We start from the raw sequence: 19,594 nt of genomic DNA, 5'->3' as shown, positions 1-19,594 counted from the left end.
GGCCATGGCGGACGTTGACGATGCGACCACTCCCATGCCACGCGTCCCCGCCGAGGGCGCCCCCACCCCCAGCCGCCCCCACCCCACCAAGGACGCCCCCGCCCCCGGACGGCCCCGACCCGCGAAGGGCGGCTCCGCCGCCGAGGGCCCCCATCCCGCCGATCCGCCCGGCGCCGATCTCACCACCACGACCGATCTCCGATCGGCTGAGCCGCCCGGCCGTCCGGCCGAGCCCGGCACGGCGGGCCCTCGATCGGCAGGGCCGACGCATCGTCCGGTGCCTGCGCGGCCGGGGGAGGCCGGTGTGGACGTCACCGCCACGGCCGATCTGCGGGATCTGAAGCAGACTGGATCGTTCCCGCGGCGGCTGCCGCCTCCCGTGCCCGCGCGGCCCGCCGCCGAGGTGTACTCCCTGCTGCCCCAGGAGCGGCCGGCGGACCGGCGGACCGGGCCGTTCGCGCGGGTGGCCGAGTTGCCGATGCGGGTGGCGTACACGATCGCGGCCACGGTGGCGACCGTGATCGTCGTGGTGCTGATCTTCGTGGTGTTCGGCGGCGACGAGTACGGCAGGCGCTCGTCCGTCCGCAGCGCCGAGGTGACGACGTCCCCCACGCCCACGCCCGCGGCCCCGCCCAGCGTGCCGCCCGTTCCGAAGTCCAAGGGCCTGCCGGTCCACGCCGGATCGGGCAGCGTGGCGATCGGCCTGGTGGAGGACCCCAAGGCCGGGCTCGCCTATCCCCGGCTGGCCGCCCCCTGGACGGTCCCGGACTCCTCGCCGTTCTCCCGGGCGCAGCGGGCGGGCAAGTGGCGCGCGCCGTACACGATGGTGGTGTCCGGCCTGCTGCCCGGCGCCGCGCACGCGTCGCCGTCCGGGGAGGCCGAATTGCGCGCCGCGGCGGCGGCCGGGGCCAGGTGGTCGCTGAGCGCCTACCATCCGCCCGGTGCCACGCTGGCCTGGACCGGCTCGCGCCCGCTCGCCGCGGGCAAGGGCTGGGTGCTCACCTACACGGTGACCTACCGGACGGGCGACGCGAAGCACACCTCGCGCGCGGCGATCGTGGTGGCCGACACCGGCAAGCGCAGGCCCGGCATGGTCCTCGTGAGCGTCCCGGACACCCGTAAGGTCCTATGGCCGGACATCGCCAAGGTGGTCAACGGCGTCACACTGGGCTGAGCGGTGTTTCCGGACGCCCCCGCGAGGGGCGTCCGCACCAGAATATGATTCTGTGGGTTCCGGTCTGCCCGGCCGGAGCAGCGTGCGGGGAAGGTGGACGATGGCGATCGGATTCAGCGAGGAACACCGGGCCCTCCGGGATTCGGTGTCCGGCTGGCTGGAAAGGCATATCCCCGCCGAGACCGTCCGTGCCGCCGTGGCCGCCGTGGCTGCCGGAGGGCCGGAGAACGAGACCGCGCGGCCCGCGTACTGGAACGCTCTGGCGGGTCAGGGCCTGCTCGGCCTGCACCTGCCGGAGAAGTACGGCGGTTCCGGCTACGGCCTGCTGGAGACCGCCATCGTCGTCGAGGCCCTCGCCGAACGCCTGACCCCCGGTCCCTGCCTGCCCACCGTCCTCGCCTCCGCCGTGATCTCGGCCGCGACCGGCAAGGCCCCCGCCGAGCTGCTGCCCGGCCTGGCCAGTGGCGGCCTGACCGGCGCGGTCGCGCTGTGCGGCGGGGCCCTCACCGGCACCAGGAACGACGACGGCACGCTCACCGTCGACGGCAGGGCCGAGCCGGTGGTGGGCGGCGCGCAGGCCGACGTACTGGTGCTGGCGGTGCGCACCGAGCGGGGCGAGGAGTGGGTGGCGCTGCCCAGGGAGAGCGTGACGGTCACGCCGCTGCCCGCCCTGGACCTCACCCGCGGCGTGGCCGTGGTCGCGGCCTCGGCGCTGGTCGTACCGGCCGAGCGGGTGCTCGACGGGCTGACCCGCGACCGCGTGAGCGACCTCGCGGCGGTGCTGCTCGGCGCGGAGGCGGCGGGGGTCGCCGCCTGGTGCGTGTCGGCCGCGGCCGCGCACGCCCGCACGCGTGAGCAGTTCGGCCGCCCGATCGGGCAGTTCCAGGCGGTCAAGCACAAGATCGCGCGGATGCTGGTGGCGCTCGAACAGGCCCGCGCCACCGTGTGGGACGCGGCCAGGTCCGCCGGTCAGGGCGAGGAGGCGGCCTTCGCCGCCGCGGTGGCCGCGGTCACCGCCCCGGACGCCGCGGTCCGCTGCGCGGCCGACGCCATCCAGACCTTCGGCGGCATCGGCTACACCTACGACCACGAGGCCCACCTGTACTACCGCCGTGCTCTGTCGCTGCGCGCGCTGATCGGCCCTTCGGCGGGGTGGGCCTCGGTGGTGGCCGATCATGCGCTGGGCGGGGTGACCCGTTCCATGCGCATCGACCTGCCGCCCGGCGCCGCGCCGGTGCGCGCCCGGCTGCGCGAGGAGGTCGCCGAGGTCGCCCGCCTGTCCGGCGCGGCGCAGCGCAGGGCGGTCGCCGAAGCGGGGTTCGTCATGCCGCACCTGCCCCGCCCGTGGGGGCGCGCGGCGGGCCCGCTGGAACAGGTGCTGATCGCCCAGGAGCTGCGGGCCGCCAGGGTACGCACCCCGCACATGCTCATCGGCGCGTGGGTGGTGCCGTCCATCGCGACGTACGGCACGCCCGAGCAGCAGGAGCGTTTCCTGCCTCGCACGCTGAGCGGCGAGCTGGCCTGGTGCCAGTTGTTCAGCGAGCCGGGCGCGGGCTCGGACCTGGCGTCGCTGACCACCCGGGCCGAGCGCGCCCCCGGCGGCTGGCGGCTCACCGGGCAGAAGGTCTGGACCTCCTTCGCCAAGACCGCCGAGTGGGCCATCTGCCTGGCCCGTACCAGCCCGGACAAGCCCAAGCGGGAGGGCATCACCTACTTCCTGGTGGACATGAAGTCCGCCGGCGTGACGGTCAGCCCGCTGACCGAGATGACCGGCGAGGCCATGTTCAACGCGGTCTACCTGGACGGCGTCTTCGTGCCCGACGACCAGGTGGTCGGCGCGGTGGACGACGGGTGGCGGGTGGCCCGCAACACGCTGTCCAACGAGCGGGTGCTGCTGTCGTCGGGACCGGGGCGGTCCGGCGCCGCCGTACCCGACCTGCTCGCGATGGCCGGCCGGCTCAGCCGCGAACCGTCCCCCGCCGAGCGCGCCGAGATCGCCGCGGTGATCTGCGAGGCGCACGCGATCGAGGCGCTGGCCCTGCGCGTGACCCTCAAGCAGCTCGCGGGCGGCGAGCCGGGCGCGGAGGCGTCGGTACGCAAGCTGCTGTCCACCGCGCACGCCCAGCGCGTGGCCGAGTGCGCGGTCACCCTCCTCGGCGCGGGCGCGGTGACCGCCGCCGACACCAAGCTCGGCGACGCGGGCTACTGGACCCGCGCCATCCTCGCCACCAGGGCCATGACCATCTACGGCGGCACCACCGAGGTCCAGCTCAACATCATCGCCGAACGCCTCCTCGACCTGCCCCGCGACCCCGAGCCGGGCGGCTAGCGCGACCCGCGGGAGGGAATGAGCCGAGTACGGCGGCGGACACCCGGCACCACCACCCCCGCCAGGAAAGGCGCACCATGCTCACCTCCATGCCCACCACCACCCCGGCGGCCTACGTGGCCCTGTGGTGTGTCGTCGTGCTGGGCGGGTGCGCTCCGGCGGGGGCCGGGGAGTACCTGGTGATCGCGAACGGGACGGGGGAGACGGTCAGTGTGCGGGGGCGGTTGCAGGCGCGGCCGTTCGCGGTGCTGGGGCCGGGGGAGGGGACCTCGATCAGCTTTCCCGGATGGATGTGCGAGGAGCATGCGCCGGGCAACTCGCTGGTGGCCACGGTAGGCGACGGCCGGACCTACACATACGGCCCGCCGTTGTGCAACGGCCGCGCGTGGGAAATAGCTTCTTAGGCTGATATGTCGGTTTTTCCGGAGTTGTAGCCCCAGGCTGGATAAACTCCACAGGTGTCCCATTTACCCCCAGGCACATCCCTCCCTGCCCGGACGGTCTCCGGGTGAGCGCCGGGCCGGCGTTGACGCGGCGGCCCGCCGTATCCCGCCGGACGCGGGCGGTCGGGCTGGTCCGGGCACTGCGCCCACGGCAGTGGGTGAAGAACGGGCTGGTGCTCGCCGCCCCCCTGGCCGCCGGAGAGCTGTTCACCCCCGCAGGCGCGCGGGCCGCGCTGATCGCCTTCGCGGCGTTCTGCCTGGCCGCCTCCGGCGCGTACCTGATCAACGATGCCGCCGACGCCGACGCCGACCGGCAGCACCCCAGGAAACGCCACCGCCCCGTCGCCTCCGGCCTGATCCCCGTCCCGCTGGCCAGAGTCGCGGGCGCGCTGCTGGCCGTGAGCGCCCCCGCCGTCGCCGCGCTGACCGGCGGCTGGCGGCTCCCCGCCGTGGTGGCCGCCTACCTGGCCCTCACCCTCGGCTACACGTTCTGGCTGAAGCGGCAGCCGGTGGTGGACCTGGTCGCGGTCGCCGCATGCCATGTCGTACGGGCCTTCGCCGGGGCGGTCGCGGTGGGCGTCCCGGTGACGAGCTGGTTTCTGGTGGTGATCTCGCTCGGCTCGCTCCAGCTCGTGGCGGGCAAGCGCGAGGCCGAACGCCGGGCGCAGACCGGCTCGGCCACCCGGGCGACCCTGGCCGCCTACAGCCCCGCCTACCTCGCGCAGGTCCGTACCATGTGCTCGGGCGCGATGATCGTCACGTACTGCCTGTGGGCGCTGAACGATCACCCCGGGCCCTTCCACGGGCTCAGCATCGTGCCGTTCGTGCTGGTCGTACTCCGGCACAATCTCCTGGTGGACCGGGGCGCGGGGGAGGAGCCGGAGGAACTGGCCCTGCGCGACCGGCCGTTGCAGATCTTCATCGCCGTCCAGCTCGCCCTCCTCGTGCTCGGGATCCATCTGACATGACCACCCCGCAAGGCCCGCCCGCCTTCCTGTCCGGCTGGGGCCGTACCGCTCCCACTCCGGCCGACGTCCGCCGCCCCCGCAGCACCGCCGAACTCGCCGCGCTGGTCGCCGATCCCGCCCCGCGCGGCCTGATCGCCCGCGGCCTCGGCCGCGCGTACGGCGACGCCGCCCAGAACGCCGGCGGCCTGGTGATCGACTGCACCGCGCTGACGTCCTGGCGGCTGGACGCCGAGACGGGCGTGGTCACCGCCGCCGCCGGGGTCGGCCTGCACGAGCTGATGACCGCGCTCGTGCCGCGCGGCTGGTTCGTCCCGGTCACCCCCGGGACCAGGCACGTCACCGTGGGCGGGGCCGTCGCCGCCGACGTACACGGCAAGAACCACCATGTGGACTCCTCCTTCGGGGCCCATCTGCGCTCGCTCGACCTGGTCACCGCCGACGGCGCGGTCCGCACCCTGCGCCCTGGCGACCCGCTGTTCCACGCCACGGTCGGCGGCATGGGACTGACCGGCGTGATCGCGCAGGCCGAGTTCGGCTGCGTGCCCGTGGAGACCTCCCGGATGCTGGTGGACGTCCGGCGCACCACCGGCCTGGACGACACGCTCACCGAGATGGCCGCCGCCGACGGACGCCACCGCTACACGGTCGCCTGGATCGACCTGCTGGCCGGGGGCGCGCGGACCGGGCGCGGCGTGCTCACCCTGGGCGACCACGCCCGCCGCGCCGACCTCCCCGGCACGGCCGGGGACCCGCTGGCGTTCGCGCCGCGAACCCGGCTCTCGGCCCCCAGGCGGCTGCCCGGCGGGCTGCTCAACCCGGTGACCGTGCGGGCCTTCAACGAGGTCTGGTACCGGCGTGCGCCCCGCGCAGCGCACGGCACGATCCAGCACATCGCGCCCTTCTTCCACCCGCTGGACTCGGTGGCGGACTGGAACCGGATCTACGGGCCGCGCGGGTTCGTGCAGTATCAGTTCGTGGTGCCCGACGGGGCCGAGGAGACGCTGCGGCACATCGTCAACCGGCTCGCGCGGGCCGGGGTGGTGTCGTTCCTGACCGTGCTCAAGCGGTTCGGCCCCGGCACTCCCGCGCCGCTGTCGTTCCCGATGCCCGGCTGGACGCTCGCCCTGGACATCCCGGTGGGCCGCCCCGGGCTCGCCGGGCTGCTGCGCGGCTTCGACGAGCGGGTCGCCGCCGCGGGCGGGCGCGTCTACCTGGCCAAGGACTCCCGGCTGAACGCCGCCCTGCTGCCCGCCATGTACCCGCGCCTTGCCGAGTGGCGGCGGATCCGCCACGATGTGGACCCCCACGGCGTGTTCCGGTCCGACCTGGCAAGGAGACTCGACCTGTGAAGAACTCACTCGGCGGCGTGGACACCGTGCTGCTGCTGGGCGGGCGCAGTGAGATCGGGCTGGCCGTCGTGGCGCGGCTGGTCCGGGGCGGCGCGCGGCGGGTGGTGCTCGCGCTGCGGGACGCGGCGAACGCCGTGCCTCCGGATCTTCCCGCTGAGGTCCACCTGCTGGAGTTCGACGCGGCCCGGCCGGAGACCCACCCTGAGGTGATCGAGGCGGCGGCCGGGCTGGTCGGCGACCTGGACGTGGTGATCGGCGCGTTCGGCGTGCTGGGCAGGCAGGACGGCTACGACGCCGACCCGGCCGCCGCGGCGGCGGACGTCATGGTCAACTTCGCTGGGCACGTCTCCACCGGGCTGAGCGCCGCGCGCCGGTTGCGCGAGCAGGGCCACGGCACGCTGGTGGTGCTGTCGTCGGTGGCGGGCGTGCGGGTGCGGCGGGCCAACTTCGTGTACGGCTCGGCCAAGGCCGGGCTCGACGGGTTCGCCCAGGGCCTGCGCGACTCGCTGCACGGCACGGGCGTGCGGGTGCTGCTGGTACGACCCGGGTTCGTACGCGGCCGGATGACGGCAGGGATGAGCCCGGCCCCGCTGTCCAGCACCCCCGGCCAGGTCGCCGACGCGGTGGTGGCCGCGCTGCGCTCCGGGCACGACTCCACCGTGTGGGTGCCGCGGCTGCTCGGCCCGGCGTTCACCGTGCTCAGCCTGCTCCCGCGCGCCGCCTGGCGGCGGCTGCCCAGGTAGTCACCTGACCACGGGCAGGTCGTACACCCGCCGGATGCTGCTGCCGAGCCTGCCCAGGTCGGCCCCGTAGACGTGCAGGGACACCCCGACCTCCGCGCTGGTGTTGCGCACCATGTGGATGTCGCCGGGCGGGGCGAAGCCGCCCGCCTCGCCCGGCCGGTTGTCGGCCCGGCCGATCTCCGCCAGGCGGTCGCCGTCGAGCCGGTACAGCGTCTCGTGCTCGATGCCGCTGAGCACGCCGAACGCGCACCACGCCACATGGTCGTGGATCACCGTGCGCTGGCCGGGCCGCCACACCACGGCGGCGATGGAGAACTCCGGCCGGGCGTGCAGCACGTGCGAGACGTACCCGGCCGGGTCGCCCGCCCGCTGCTCCTCGGTGAGCAGGGCGGAGACCTGCGGCATGCCCTCGCGCAGCAGCGCCGCGACCGTGCGGGCGGTGTCCCGGGGCGACAGCCCGCGGGCCACGATCGCGCCGACGGCGCGGGTGAACTCGGCCATGTCCGGTCGTGCGATCGTCGTCGTCTTCATACCTTCAGGGTGGACAGCGGTGATACATCACGTCCAATGCGGATATCCGTTCCGATCCATAGATACGGTTGATACATGCTGGATATCGTGCGGCTACGCGTGCTCGCCGCGGTGGCCAGGCACCGCTCGGTCACCGCCGCCGCCAGGGAGCTCCACTACTCCCAGCCCTCGGTCAGCCACCACCTGGCCAAACTGGAGGCCGAGACGGGGGCCAAGCTGGTGCAGCGGGCGGGCCGCGGCATCCGGCTCACCGAGGCCGGGCGGCTGCTCGCCGAGCGGGCCGGGGAGATCCTCGGCCGGCTCGACGCCGCCGAGCACGAGCTGGCCGCCCACGTCGGCCTGCGTTCCGGCCGGGTACGGCTGGCCGCCTTCCCCTCCGCGCTCGGCACCTTCGTGCCGCGCGCCGCCGCCCGCCTGGCCCGCGAGCACCCCGGCCTCGCGCTCCGGATCACCGAGGCCGAACCACCGGAGGCGCTGCGGATGTTGCGGGCGGGCTACGTGGACGTGGCGGTCATCTTCCGGTACGCCGACACCGCGCCCGAGGACAACGGCGTCCGGCTCACCCGCCTGCTGGACGACCCGAGCCACCTGCTCACCCGCGACGAGACCGGTGAGCTGCCCGAGCTGGCCGATCAGCCCTGGATCGCGGGCTGCGAACGCTGCCGCATCCACCTGCTCGACCTGTGCCGGGCGGCCGGGTTCGCCCCCGACATCGTCTTCACCAGTGACGACTACGTGGCGGTGCAGGCGATGGTGGCCGCGGGCATGGGCGTGAGCGTGCTGCCCGGCCTGGCGCTGGCCGCGCACCGCGCGCCCGCCGTACGGGTCAGGGAGCTGCCCGGCGCGGCCCGCCGCGTCCTCGCCGCCCGGTACGGCGAGCCGCCCGACCCGCCGCCCACCGTCGCGCTGCTCGCCGCGCTGGCCGCGGAGTGCGGCCATAACGGCCAAGACGTCCGCCCGCCGGAAGCCGAGCGGTGACGGCCGTTCCACCGCAACCCACTCACCGGGCGGCCCGCAGACCGTCGATCGCCAAGATCGCCAGGGCTGCCCACAGCAGCGCGAACCCGGCCCACCGCAGGCCCGGCATGGCCTCGCGGAAGACCAGCACGCCGAGCAGGAGCTGCACGGCGGGCTCGATGTACTGGAGCATCCCGATCATCGTGAGCGAGATGCGCGGCGCGGCGGCGCCGAACAGCAGCAGCGGCACCAGCACCACGAGCCCGGCCCCGATGCCGAGCGCGGTGTTGAGCGCGGAGACGTGGCCGAAGGTCGCCTGCCCGGTGGCCTGGAGCACGACCGTGTACGCCAGCGCGAACGGGAACAGCGCCGACGTCTCCACGAAGAGCCCTTCGATCGCGCCGACGCTCAGGTGCTTCTTGATCAGGCCGTAGGTGCCGAAGCTCGCGGCCAGGCCGAGCGCGATCCAGGGTGGCCCGCCGTACTCCACGGTGAGCAGGCCCAGCGTCACCGCCCCGAGCCCGACCGCCGCCCACTGCCCCGGCCGCAGCCGCTCACGGTAGAGCACCACCCCGAACGCCACGCTGACCAGCGGCGTGACGAAGAACCCCAGCGCCGCCTCCACCACCTGGCCGTTCAGCACGGCGAAGAGGAAGAGCCCCCAGTTGGCGCCCATCAGCGCCCCGGCCACGGTGAGCAGCCGGAGCGTCCCCGCGCGGCGCGCCAGCGCCCGCACCCGGACCCAGCGCCCGAGCACGCTCAGCAGTACGATGAGCGCCCCGAGCGACCACAGCACCCGGGAGGTCAGGATCTCCACCGGTCCGGTCGGCTCCAGCAGCGGCCAGTACAGGGTCGAAAGCCCCCACAGCACATAGGCCGCGCAAACGAGCACCGCCCCGCGCCGCGCGTCCGACACGCCACCCACTGTAACCCCGGCGACCGCCCGGGCTCATGAACCGGGCGCGGCCCAGGCCGAGACGGTCGCGGTGGCCCAGGATCGGACCCGGTCCTCGAAGCCCTCGGCCGGGAAGTCGCCGCCCGCCGCCACGTCGGCGATCGTGGTGGTGAAGGCCGCGGGCGGGACCGCCCGTGCCGGGAAGGGCGGCGCGCCCGGGAAGTCGCCTGGGCCCGGCTTGCGCCCGCCGGTGCGGTGGGTGTTGTTCCGGCGGGCCCGCTGGGTGGCGGCGATCAGCGAATCGCGGCCCTCCCGCAGGTAGAGGTGCAGGAGGGACCAGTAGAACGGGCCGGACCCGCCGATCGCCCGCGACGGGTGCTGGAAGTGGTAGCACGCCACCGACACCGCGTGCAGCGCTCCCCACGGCTCCCGCCGCGAATAGTCGAGCGTCAGCAGCTCCCCGAACAGCGCCGCACACCACTCCGCGCCGCCGGGGCCGCCGCAGTCCGCGCAGCGGGGACCGTCGCCGGTCATCGCAGCGCGGTCGCGGCGTACCGCTGCAGGAACAGCGCCTCGGCCGTGGCGGTGCGGCGCAGCTCCTCCAGGTTGAGGCGCTCGTTGGGGGCGTGGATGGAGGCGTTGTCGTCTTCGGCGCCGAACAGCAGGATCTCCGCCGCCGGGAACTGCTTGACCAGCGTGGACACCAGCGGGATGGACCCGCCCGCGCCGATGTCGCGCGGCGTGCGGCCGTAGGCGTGCTCCATGGCCTTGTTGAGCGCGGCGCGGGCCCGCCCGCCCGCGTCGGCCAGGAAGCCGGTGCCGTAGATCTCGTCGCTGAAGGAGACCTGTACGCCCCAGGGCGCGACCTGGCGGAGGTAGTCGCAGACCGCCTGGACCGTCAGCCGCGGGTCGCCCGCCGGGGGCACGCGTACCGTGACACGGGCCCGCGCGCCCGGCTGGACCGCGTTGATGGCGTGCGCGACCGAGGGCGCGTCCACGCCCGTCACGGTGATGGCGTACGAGGCCCACAGCCGGTCGGCGATCGACCCCGACCCGACCAGCGCGACGCCGTCGAGCACCCCGGCGCTGGCCCGGAAGTCCTCCTCCAGCGGGCCGGTGCCGAGGAACGCGCCGCGCGGCAGCCCCGGGACGCGAATGTCGCCGTTGTCGTCGTGCAGCGCGGCCAGCATGCGGATCAGGGCGGCGAGCGCGTCCGGGGCGACGCCGCCGAACTGCCCGCTGTGCACCGACTCGTGCAGGCTGCGCACCTCGATGGTGAACGCGCCCATGCCGCGCAGCGAGGTGGTCACCGCCGGGTCGCCGAGCCGCTGGTTGCCGGTGTCGGCGACCACGATGGCGTCGGCGCGCAGCAGCTCGGGGTTGCGTTCGACGAACGCCTCCAGGCGCTCGCCCGCGTACTCCTCCTGGCCCTCGATGATGACCTTGATGCCGACCGGGAACCGCCCCTCGAACGCCCGCAGCGCGGCGACGTGGGAGATGACGCCGGACTTGTCGTCGGCCGCGCCCCGGCCGTACAGCTCGCCGTCGATCAGCGTGGGGTCGAACGGCGGGGTCTTCCACAGCGCCGGGTCGCCCGCGGGCTGGACGTCGTAGTGGGCGTAGAGGAGCACGGTGGGCGCGCCGGGCGGGGCGGGGGCCTCGCCGTAGACGGCGGGGAAGCTGCCCTCGACCGGAATCTGGCGGACCTCCGGCAGCCCGGCGTCGCGCAGCAGCGCCTCGGTCAGCGCGGCGGCGGCGTACACGGGCTCCTCGGGGTGGCCGGGGAAGGCCACCGAGGGGATGGCGACGAGCCGCCTGAGGTCTTCCACGGCCTGGGGCATGCCCGCGGCGACGGCACCCTCGATCTGGTCAGGAGTCACGACGTCTCTCCGGGTCGGAACGGAACATGTGTCATCTCATCTTGCCTGCCGGCCCGCAGTGCCGTACCCGGCTCATTGGATCACAGGCGGCGGCGGACCGGCCGGCACACCACCGCCGGGTAGGTTACCCGCTTCGTTACAGCGTGGAATCGTCACGCGGATTTCGTGGTGGTTACAACTCGACACCACGATTACCGAAGTTCTTTCACACTGATGCCACGCTTTCCCTTGGCAAGGGTGGGGTTGCGATGCACACTTGAAGAGCTCCGACCATTCGCGCCCGCGGCCGGCCCAACGGGGTGCCCGCCGTATGCGCCACGAAAGGACCACCATGAAGATCGGTGTGCCCGCCGAGGTCAAAAACCACGAGTACCGCGTCGCCGCCACGCCCGCGGGCGTCCATGAACTGGTACGCCACGGACACGAGGTCTACATCCAGCGCGGCGCGGGCAAAGGCTCGCACATCCCGGATGAGGAGTATCTCTACGCCGGTGCCAAGATCCTGGACTCAGCCGACGAAGTCTGGGCGCAGGGCGAGATGATACTCAAGGTCAAAGAACCGATAGCCGAGGAATATCCCCGGATGCGGGATGGGCAGGTGCTGTTCACCTACCTCCACCTGGCCGCCTCCCGCGCCTGCACCGACGCGCTGCTCACCCGCGGCGTGACGTCCGTCGCCTACGAGACCGTCCAGGTGGGCCGGACCCTGCCGCTGCTGGCCCCCATGTCCGAGGTGGCCGGGCGGCTGGCCCCGCAGGTCGGCGCCTACAACCTGATGCGGTTCAACGGCGGGCGCGGCGTGCTGCCCGGCGGCGTGCCGGGCGTCGCCCCGGCCAAGTTCGTCATCATCGGGGGCGGCGTCTCCGGCCTGAACGCGGCGCAGATCGCCGTCGGCATGGGCGCCGACGTCACCATCCTGGACGTCAGCCTGGACCGGCTGCGCGAGATCGACGCGATCTACCAGGGGCGGCTCAAGACCGTGGTCTCCACCGCCTACACGATCGAGCAGGAGGTGCTGGCCGCCGACCTGGTGGTCGGCGCGGTGCTGATCCCGGGGGCCAAGGCCCCGACGCTGGTCTCCAACGAGCTGGTCTCCCGGATGAAGCCGGGCTCGGTGCTCGTGGACATCGCGATCGACCAGGGCGGCTGCTTCGAGGACTCCCGGCCGACCACGCACGCCGAGCCGACGTTCCCGGTGCACGACTCGATCTTCTACTGCGTGGCGAACATGCCCGGCTCGGTGGCCAACACCTCCACCTACGCGCTGACCAACGCCACCCTGCCGTACGCCGTCAAGCTGGCCGACCACGGCTGGCGGGACGCGCTGCGCGCCGACCCTGCCCTCGCGCACGGCCTCAGCACCCACGCGGGCGCGCTGACCAGCGAGCCGGTGGCCCAGGCGCACGGCCTGCCGTGGACCGCCACCACCGAGGTGCTGACCGGCTGATCAGCCGCCGCACGACTCGGGGGTGAGCCGCCGGCGCAGCAGCCGGGCGGTGGCCAGGGCCTCCTCGACCTCCGTGGGGCCGGGCCAGGGCGCGCCGCCCGGCCGCAGCAGCGTCGCGCGGGCCGATGACAGCCGGTCGATCGCGCTCTCCGGCAACACCGCCAGGTCACCGAGCCAGGCCACCGCGCCCGCGTGGTCGGGCAGGTCTCTGGTGATCTGGTCCCAGGTGCCGAGGATCTCGACGAGCTTGCCCGCGTCGAGCGGCGCGTCACCGTGGCGGCCGGTGATCGTGGCGGCCAGCTCCGCCCTCGCCACCAGCGCGGTGTCGCACACCCGGCCCAGGCCGGGCGGCGGCGCCTCGGCCAGCCACCGCTCGCCCTCCTCGGCGTTGCCGGTGATGGACAGCAGCGTGCCCAGCTCGCGCGCGGCGCGGTGGTGCCCGCCGAGCGCCGCCTGGCGGAACCACTGCTGCCCGGCCGCGAGGTCGCCGTCCTCGGCGATCAGCAGCAGCCCGAAGTTGTAGGCGGCCTCGGCGTCGCCGCTGGCCGCCGCGCGGCCGAACCAGTGGCTCGCCGCGGCCGCGTCGCCCAGCTCGACGCAGACGAACCCGGCCATCCGCTGGTCGCCGACCCGCCCGGCGTCGGCCGCCCGCTCGAACCAGGCGCGGGCGCTGGTCAGGTCGCGCCTGGCCAGGGCCATGCCGCCCAGGTGGGAGGCGGCGGCCGGCTGCTCGGCGGCGGCGGCCAGGCGGAAGAACGCCTCCGCGCCCTCCGGGTCGCCGGTCGCCTGCAACAGCAGCCCGGTGGCGCAGGCCGCGTCGGTGTGGCCGCCCCTGGCGGCGATCTCCCACCAGTGCAGCGCCTCGGTGTCCTCGCCCGACTCGTACGCCAGGCACCCGAGGTCGAACGCCGAGGCCGCGTCGCCGCGCAGCGCCGCCTCGCGGTGCCACGCGCGGGCCGTGCGGGTCTCGCCGTCGCGCTCGCAGAGCAGCGCCAGCCGCCGCGCCGCCGGGCCGGACCCCCGCTGCGCCGCCCGCTCGAACCAGCACCGCGCCGCGGCCACGTCGCCGCGCCGCTCCAGCAGCAGGGTCGCCAGGTTGGCCGCCGCCTCCGCGTCGCCCAGCCCGGCGGCCATCTCATACCACCGCAGCGCCTCGTCGAACGTGCCGTGCCGCTCGTGCCACACCCCGAGGTTGTAGGCGCTGTCGACGTTGCCGGTGACCGCCGCCCGCTCCCACCAGTGGCGCGCGCCCTCCTGGTCGCCGCGCCTGGCGTGCAACCGGCCCAGCCGGTGCGCCGCGTCGGCGTCGCCACCGCCGGCCGCGGCCAGCAGCTCGTGCTCCATCTCCCCGGCGTAAAGGCCGGCCTGCTCTCTCATGTGCCCCTCCCGCGCCCGCACCAAGAGAGCGGTAAGCGTATGGCAACAGAGAGTAATTGATCCGCGCGCTTCCCGCTAGCCCGCCGACCATCCCGGCCTGACCAGCCCCGACTCGTACGCGATCACCACGAGCTGGGCGCGGTCGCGGGCGTGCAGCTTGGTCATCGTACGGCTGACGTGCGTCTTCGCCGTGGCCGGCGACATGTAGAGCCGGGCCCCGATCTCGTCGTTGGTCAGGCCGGAGGCCACCAGCGCGAGCACTTCGCGCTCGCGGTCGGTGAGCAGGTCCAGCTCCTCGCTGACCAGCGGCTCCTTGGCCCGGGAGGCGAACTCGGCGATCAGCCTGCGGGTGACGCTGGGCGACAGCAGCGCCTCGCCCGCCGCCACCACCCGCACGGCCTGGATCAGCTCGGCCGGTTCGGTGTCCTTGACCAGGAACCCGGCCGCGCCGCCGCGGACCGCCTCGAAGACGTACTCGTCCAGCTCGAACGTCGTCAGGATGATGATCCGCACATCGCTCAGCGTCTCGTCCCGGCCGATCGCGCGGGTCGCGGTCAGCCCGTCGGTGCCGGGCATACGGATGTCCATCAGCACGACGTCGGGGCGGTGCTCGCGGGCCAGCCGTACCGCCTCGGCCCCGTCGGCCGCCTCGGCGACCACCGTCATCTCCGGCTGGGCGTCGAGCAGCGCCCGGAAACCGGCCCGGACCAGCCCCTGGTCGTCGGCCAGAATGATCCTGATCATGGCTCCTCCGGGGCGGCGGCGGGTAGCGGGAGCCTGGCCACGACGGTGAAGCCCGTCGCGCCCGGCGCGGCGGTGAGCGTGCCGCCGAGTGCGTGGGCGCGCTCGCGCATGCCGGGGATGCCGTTGCCCCCGCCCGCGTCGGTGAGCGCGCCCGGCTCGGCCGAGCCGGTGTCGGCGACCCGGATGACCAGCTCGCGCGGGCCGTACTCCAAGGTGATGGCGACCTTCGCGCCGGGCGCGTGCCTGGTGACGTTGGTCAGGCACTCCTGGATGATGCGGAAGACGGCACGCTCCACGCTGGGCGGTACCGGCCGCCGCGCGCCCTCGACGCGCTTGGCGACGTCGAGCCCGGTGCGCTCGATGAGGTCGTCGAGCCGGTCCAGGCCCGCGGTGGGGAAGCGCGGCGCGTCCTCGCGCAGTACGTTGATCACCGAGCGCATCTCGCCCAGCACGTCCTTGCTGGCCTGCTTGATCGTGGCCAGCGCGGTACGGGCCTGCTCGGGGTGGTCGTCCATGAGGTGCAGCGCGGTGGACGCCTGCACGTGGATCAGCGAGATGTTGTGCGCGAGCACGTCGTGCAGCTCCTGGGCCATGGTCAGGCGCTCCTCGCTGGCCTGGCGGCGGCCCTCCTCGCTGGCCACCCTGCGCCGCTCGGCCAGCCGTTCGCGCTGCGCCTTGACGATCTCCGCGACGGTCAGGACCAGCAGCACGAACGCCAACGCCGACAGATTGTGGAACCAGTCGATGTGCGGCGTGGGAGCGATCCACGTCGTGTACGCGAAGATGAACGCCGAGAACCCGAGCGCCGACAGCCACGCCGCCCGCCGGTGACCCCGCGTGACCGCCGTGTAGTGCATCACGATCGGCGCCGCGAACACCGGCCCGTAGGCGTACCCGGCCAGGAGGTACACGCAGGTCGCGACCGTCGTGATGACCAGCGCGGGCGTGGTCCAGACCCGCCGCAGCAGCACCATGGCCGGGCCGATCGCCAGCAGCGCGTAGCCGCGGGCGTCGGTGGGCACCCGCTCGGGCTGCACCACCCAGGCCCCTCGGCCGGTGGTGAGCTGGAAGACGCCCACCAGAACGGCGGGGGCGATGTCCGTCCAGCGGTTCGGTGCTCGCACATGCGCAACCGTACGCCACGGCCTCGATGGTCGCGTCGGCCCGCGGGGGCATGCCCCGATCCCCCAGCGGGTGTACGGGCGCGGGCTGTTGAGTCGCCCTGCGGATTGAGTCATGCTGAGGTTCCGCCAGGGAAGGAGCGCTTCGTGATCGCCCGCCTTGCCGTACCGGCCGCCGCGTTGCTGCTGCTCAGCGGGCCGGTGACCGCTCCCGCGCCGGGAAAGACGCCGGTCGCCGAGGGGTACGGCGGAGCCGTCGCCACCGTCGACCTCGACGCCAGTCGCACGGCCGTCGAGGTGCTGCGCCGCGGCGGCAACGCGATCGACGCGGCGATCAGCGCCGCGGCCACGCTCGGCGTCACCGAGCCCTACTCCGCCGGACTGGCGGGCGGCGGCTTCCTCCTCTACTACGACGCCCGCCGCGGCAAGGTCCACACCATCGACGGCAGGGAGACCGCCCCGCGCGCCATGACCGCGACCTCCCTCCAGGAGAACGGCGCGGCCATCCCCGCGGAGGAGGCGATCACCAGCGGCCTGTCGGCGGGCGTGCCCGGCAGCGTGGCGCAGTGGGACCTGGCGCTGCGCCGGTTCGGCACCATCGGCCTCCGCGAGGCGCTGCGGCCCGCGATCCGCGTCGCCGAACGCGGCTTCGTGGTGGACCAGACCTTCCACGACCAGACCGCCGCGAACCAGGCCAGGTTCGCCGACATCACCTCCACCGCCCGCCTGTACCTTCCGGGCGGCGCACCGCCCGCGGTCGGCTCGGTGTTCCGCAACCCCGAGCTGGCCCGCACCTACCGCGAGCTGGCCCGGCGCGGCCCGTCCTGGCTGTACGGCGGGCGGCTCGGCGCCGAGATCGTGGCCACGGTCAAGCGCCCGCCGGTCCGCGCGGGGGCGTCCCGCAAGGTGCGTCCGGGGCTGATGGAGCTGTCCGACCTGCGGGCGTACCGCGCGATCGAGCGCGCCCCGGCCAGGGTCGGCTACCAGGGACTCGACGTGTACGGCATGGCCCCGCCCTCCTCGGGCGGATCGACGGTCGGCGAGGCCCTGAACATCCTGGAGGCCCTGCCGCAGGCCGGCCTGCACGAGTACCTGGAGGCGTCCCGGCTGTCGTTCGCCGACCGGGGGAGGTACGTCGGCGACCCGGCCTTCACGGACGTCCCGCTGCGCGAGCTGCTGTCCGACGGCTTCGCCGGGGAGCGCGCCTGCCTGATCGGCGCGACCGCGCTCGCCCACCCCGCCGCGCCGGGCGATCCGGACGGCTCCTACGGGCCGTGCCGCGCCGCCGTACCGGGACCGGACGCGACGCCCGCCCGCGAGGGCCCCGAGACCACCCACCTGGTGGTGTCGGACCGCTGGGGCAATGTGGTGGCCTACAACATCACCATCGAGTCCACCGGCGGCAACGGCATCGTGGTCCCCGGACGCGGGCTGCTGCTCAACAACGAGCTGACCGACTTCACCTTCGGGTCCGCCCCTGGAGATCCCAACCTGCCCGGGCCGGGCAAGCGGCCCCGTTCCTCGATGGCCCCGACGATCGTGCTGGACGACGGGCGTCCGGTCCTCGCCGTCGGCTCACCGGGCGGTTCCACGATCATCACGACCGTGCTGCAGATCCTGATCGGCCGCTACGAGCTGGGGATGACGCTGCCACAGGCGCTGGCCGCGCCGCGCGCCACCCAGCGCAACACCGCGCAGACCCAGGCCGAGCCCGCCTTCATCGCCGCCCACGGCCCGGCGCTCACCGCGCGGGGCCATTCGTTCACGCCGACCCCGGAGATCGGGGCGGCCACCGCGCTCGAACTCCTCGGCGGAGGCAGGGGCCGGGCGGTCGCCGAGCCGGCCAGACGCGGAGGCGGCAGCGCGCTGGTCGTCACGGAGAGATGAGCCGGAAGGGCGACGGGGGTCTCGCCAATGCCGGAAGCGCCGCGCGGCCTGGGGCCGCCGGCGTCGGCTTGGCGCGTGCTCGCCCTACCTGAACAGGAGGAACGCGCCGACGGCCACGATGATGACCGCCACCACGCCCACCACGACGGGGATGAGGTAGGAAGGCCGCTGCTTGGCGGCCTCCCCTTCGTTGTTCTGTGCGAAGGCCCGGAACTGCTGCGTGTTGCCCGCCGGGTCGATCTGATCTGCCATGACGATGACTCTAGTCACTCAGCCAAGGCCCCCGTCAGGTGTTTGTCCTATTTGGCGGCAACCGGTGGCGGCGGCAACAGAAGGGCCCTCAGCCGCGTCCGCGGGCGGCCGGAGAAAGGGGCGGGCCTGCGGGCGGATACCGTTGGGGGCATGCTGCGGACCGTGTTCTCCTCGCGCCTGGTGGGCATGCACCTGGTGGCGATCGCGGCGCTGGTCGCCTTCGGCCTGCTCGGCCGCTGGCAGCTCGGCGTCTTCGAGGACTCCGGCCGCCCCCAGACCGTGAGCGACCCGCCCGCGGTCGCGCTCGCCACGCTGTCCAAGCCGGGCGAGCACATCACCCGCGCGGCGACCAACCGCAAGGTGACCGCCGAAGGGGTCTTCGACCCCGCGCGCAGCCTGCTGGTCGCCGGACGCGAGGGCGGGTTCTGGCTGCTGGACTCCCTCGACCTCGGCGACGGCACGCAGGTGCCCGTCGTACGCGGCCGGGTGGCCAGGCCGGGCGATCCGGCGGCGGCCCTGCCCCAGGGCAAGGTCACCGTCACCGGGCGGCTGCTGCCCCCCGAGCAGGTGGACTCACTGCGCCGCGACGTGCGCACACTGCCCGCCGGGCAGGTGCTGTCGGTGTCCACCGCCGAACTGATCAACGTCTGGCCGGGCGCGCGCCTGCGGGACGGCTACGTGGTCGCCACCGCGCAGAGCCCGGCCCCCGCCGTCGCGGCCGACCCGGTACCGGTCACGCCGCCGAGCACGCCCGGCGAGTTCTCCTGGCGCAACCTCGCCTACGCCGCGAACTGGTGGATCTTCGGCGTCTTCACGATCTTCCTGTGGTTCCACTACGTCCGCGACGCCCACCGCACCCGCGTCCGCGAGGAACGCGAACCGGAGCACGACGGCGACGCCGATAGTGTGGCCCTGTCCGAATCGTCAATGAGGTAGATGACCGTGCAATCCGCGCTGAAGCCGTTCCGAGTGCTGGCCTACATCGTCGGTGTCATGCTGCTGCTGCTGGTGGCGGGCATGGTGCTGAAGTACGCCTTCGCGGTGCCGGGGCCGGTGTCGATCATCTCGCCGATCCACGGCTTCCTGTACGCCGTCTACCTGCTCGCCGCGCTCAACCTCGGCCTCAAGGCGCGCTGGACCTGGCCGTACACGCTCGGGGTGCTGCTCGCCGGGACGATCCCGTTCCTGTCGTTCGTGATCGAGCGCAAGGTCACCCGCCGCGTGCAGGGCCAGGTGGCCGCCGCATAGCCGGCTAGCCCCGTTTTCCGCACGTGAGTGATCTTCAGCGGAGGTCTCGTGGATCGATGTCGAGGAGGTCCAGGAGATCGAGTTGGAGATCGGTGGGGTGCGGGATGATCGGGGGTGATTGGCCGGTGCCCGGGATCAGCCGGATACCGGCCAGCGCGTCGAGGATGAGCTTGCCGGTGGGCACGGCGGGCCGTCCGGCGTACAAGCCGTCCATCTTGGCCTGGCCGCGAGCCGCCAGGGCGTGGCGGA

Annotated in this window: 20 protein-coding genes; 11 read left to right on the top strand and 9 right to left on the bottom strand. The window is 73.9% G+C overall.

Annotation, left to right across the window (positions count from 1 at the left end; all coding sequences use genetic code 11):
- Nucleotides 1–4 precede the first annotated feature (4 nt).
- The 6 genes from DP939_RS26260 to DP939_RS26235 all read left to right on the top strand — a co-directional run bounded on the left by DP939_RS26260 (nucleotide 5) and on the right by DP939_RS26235 (nucleotide 7,006).
- Nucleotides 5–1,174 (top strand): hypothetical protein, encoded by a 1,170-nt coding sequence (locus DP939_RS26260; RefSeq protein WP_158578695.1) that lies wholly within the window; start codon nucleotides 5–7, stop codon nucleotides 1,172–1,174.
- 100 nt (nucleotides 1,175–1,274) lie between these two features.
- Nucleotides 1,275–3,503 (top strand): acyl-CoA dehydrogenase, encoded by a 2,229-nt coding sequence (locus DP939_RS26255; RefSeq protein ID WP_113983449.1) that lies wholly within the window; start codon nucleotides 1,275–1,277, stop codon nucleotides 3,501–3,503.
- A gap of 89 nt (nucleotides 3,504–3,592) precedes the next feature.
- Nucleotides 3,593–3,907 (top strand): hypothetical protein, encoded by a 315-nt coding sequence (locus DP939_RS26250; RefSeq protein ID WP_147268141.1) that lies wholly within the window; start codon nucleotides 3,593–3,595, stop codon nucleotides 3,905–3,907.
- Between the two features lie 104 nt (nucleotides 3,908–4,011).
- Nucleotides 4,012–4,914 carry a decaprenyl-phosphate phosphoribosyltransferase gene (locus DP939_RS26245; RefSeq protein ID WP_113983447.1) on the top strand — a complete coding sequence of 301 codons (903 nt, stop codon included), beginning with the start codon at nucleotides 4,012–4,014 and terminating at the stop codon, nucleotides 4,912–4,914.
- Nucleotides 4,911–6,263 (top strand): FAD-binding oxidoreductase, encoded by a 1,353-nt coding sequence (locus DP939_RS26240; protein ID WP_113983446.1) that lies wholly within the window; start codon nucleotides 4,911–4,913, stop codon nucleotides 6,261–6,263. The genes DP939_RS26245 and DP939_RS26240 overlap by 4 nt, the downstream gene beginning before the upstream one ends.
- A complete protein-coding gene (locus DP939_RS26235) occupies nucleotides 6,260–7,006 on the top strand; it encodes an SDR family NAD(P)-dependent oxidoreductase (RefSeq protein ID WP_113983445.1) in 747 nt (248 codons plus the stop codon). The genes DP939_RS26240 and DP939_RS26235 overlap by 4 nt, the downstream gene beginning before the upstream one ends.
- Here DP939_RS26235 and DP939_RS26230 read toward each other — a convergent pair whose 3' ends face one another.
- The gene (locus DP939_RS26230) at nucleotides 7,007–7,537 is read right to left on the bottom strand and encodes a cysteine dioxygenase family protein (protein ID WP_113983444.1); all 531 of its coding nucleotides are present in this window, start codon (nucleotides 7,535–7,537) and stop codon (nucleotides 7,007–7,009) included.
- Nucleotides 7,538–7,612: 75 nt separating this feature from the next.
- On the opposite strand from DP939_RS26230, the gene DP939_RS26225 reads away from it, so the two are divergent.
- Nucleotides 7,613–8,515: a LysR family transcriptional regulator gene (locus DP939_RS26225; RefSeq protein ID WP_113983443.1), complete on the top strand. Its 903-nt coding sequence runs from the start codon at nucleotides 7,613–7,615 to the stop codon at nucleotides 8,513–8,515.
- Between the two features lie 22 nt (nucleotides 8,516–8,537).
- On the opposite strand, the gene rarD is transcribed toward DP939_RS26225, so the two are convergent.
- The 3 genes from rarD to DP939_RS26210 are packed head-to-tail and all read right to left on the bottom strand — an operon-like array spanning nucleotide 8,538 to nucleotide 11,269.
- Nucleotides 8,538–9,410 carry an EamA family transporter RarD gene (rarD, locus tag DP939_RS26220; RefSeq protein WP_113983442.1) on the bottom strand — a complete coding sequence of 291 codons (873 nt, stop codon included), beginning with the start codon at nucleotides 9,408–9,410 and terminating at the stop codon, nucleotides 8,538–8,540.
- Between the two features lie 33 nt (nucleotides 9,411–9,443).
- Complete coding sequence (locus tag DP939_RS26215) at nucleotides 9,444–9,923, bottom strand: DUF5946 family protein (RefSeq protein WP_113983441.1); 480 nt, start codon at nucleotides 9,921–9,923, stop codon at nucleotides 9,444–9,446.
- Nucleotides 9,920–11,269 carry a M20/M25/M40 family metallo-hydrolase gene (locus DP939_RS26210; RefSeq protein WP_113983440.1) on the bottom strand — a complete coding sequence of 450 codons (1,350 nt, stop codon included), beginning with the start codon at nucleotides 11,267–11,269 and terminating at the stop codon, nucleotides 9,920–9,922. The genes DP939_RS26215 and DP939_RS26210 overlap by 4 nt, the downstream gene beginning before the upstream one ends.
- Nucleotides 11,270–11,600: 331 nt before the next feature.
- Here DP939_RS26210 and ald point away from each other — a divergent pair, with 331 nt between their 5' ends.
- Nucleotides 11,601–12,716 (top strand): alanine dehydrogenase, encoded by a 1,116-nt coding sequence (gene ald / locus DP939_RS26205; RefSeq protein WP_113983439.1) that lies wholly within the window; start codon nucleotides 11,601–11,603, stop codon nucleotides 12,714–12,716.
- Here the strand turns inward: ald and DP939_RS26200 are convergent, their stop codons facing one another.
- From DP939_RS26200 to DP939_RS26190, 3 genes are all read right to left on the bottom strand, one after another.
- A complete protein-coding gene (locus DP939_RS26200; protein ID WP_113983438.1) occupies nucleotides 12,717–14,093 on the bottom strand; it encodes a tetratricopeptide repeat protein in 1,377 nt (458 codons plus the stop codon).
- 75 nt (nucleotides 14,094–14,168) lie between these two features.
- Nucleotides 14,169–14,837 carry a response regulator gene (locus DP939_RS26195; protein ID WP_113983437.1) on the bottom strand — a complete coding sequence of 223 codons (669 nt, stop codon included), beginning with the start codon at nucleotides 14,835–14,837 and terminating at the stop codon, nucleotides 14,169–14,171.
- Nucleotides 14,834–15,961: a sensor histidine kinase gene (locus DP939_RS26190; RefSeq protein WP_225878508.1), complete on the bottom strand. Its 1,128-nt coding sequence runs from the start codon at nucleotides 15,959–15,961 to the stop codon at nucleotides 14,834–14,836. The genes DP939_RS26195 and DP939_RS26190 overlap by 4 nt, the downstream gene beginning before the upstream one ends.
- A 144-nt stretch (nucleotides 15,962–16,105) precedes the next feature.
- Here DP939_RS26190 and DP939_RS26185 point away from each other — a divergent pair, with 144 nt between their 5' ends.
- Entirely contained in the window at nucleotides 16,106–17,845 is a 1,740-nt protein-coding gene (locus DP939_RS26185; protein WP_225878507.1) for a gamma-glutamyltransferase family protein, read from the top strand.
- An 84-nt stretch (nucleotides 17,846–17,929) separates the two neighbouring features.
- Here the strand turns inward: DP939_RS26185 and DP939_RS47125 are convergent, their stop codons facing one another.
- The gene (locus tag DP939_RS47125) at nucleotides 17,930–18,097 is read right to left on the bottom strand and encodes a hypothetical protein (protein ID WP_199565421.1); all 168 of its coding nucleotides are present in this window, start codon (nucleotides 18,095–18,097) and stop codon (nucleotides 17,930–17,932) included.
- A 150-nt stretch (nucleotides 18,098–18,247) separates the two neighbouring features.
- Here DP939_RS47125 and DP939_RS26180 point away from each other — a divergent pair, with 150 nt between their 5' ends.
- A complete protein-coding gene (locus tag DP939_RS26180; RefSeq protein ID WP_113983434.1) occupies nucleotides 18,248–19,033 on the top strand; it encodes an SURF1 family protein in 786 nt (261 codons plus the stop codon).
- The gene (locus tag DP939_RS26175; protein WP_113983433.1) at nucleotides 19,034–19,345 is read left to right on the top strand and encodes a DUF3817 domain-containing protein; all 312 of its coding nucleotides are present in this window, start codon (nucleotides 19,034–19,036) and stop codon (nucleotides 19,343–19,345) included. It begins immediately after the preceding gene.
- A 34-nt stretch (nucleotides 19,346–19,379) separates the two neighbouring features.
- Here the strand turns inward: DP939_RS26175 and DP939_RS46325 are convergent.
- On the bottom strand, nucleotides 19,380–19,594 hold a 215-nt coding region (locus DP939_RS46325; protein WP_199565114.1), incomplete at its 5' end, for a hypothetical protein.

It is taken from the genome of Spongiactinospora rosea (assembly GCF_003315795.1).
GTDB lineage: Bacteria > Actinomycetota > Actinomycetes > Streptosporangiales > Streptosporangiaceae > Spongiactinospora > Spongiactinospora rosea.
The sequence above is the reverse complement of the archived record's forward strand: the minus strand, read 5'-3'. Positions and strand labels throughout refer to the sequence as shown.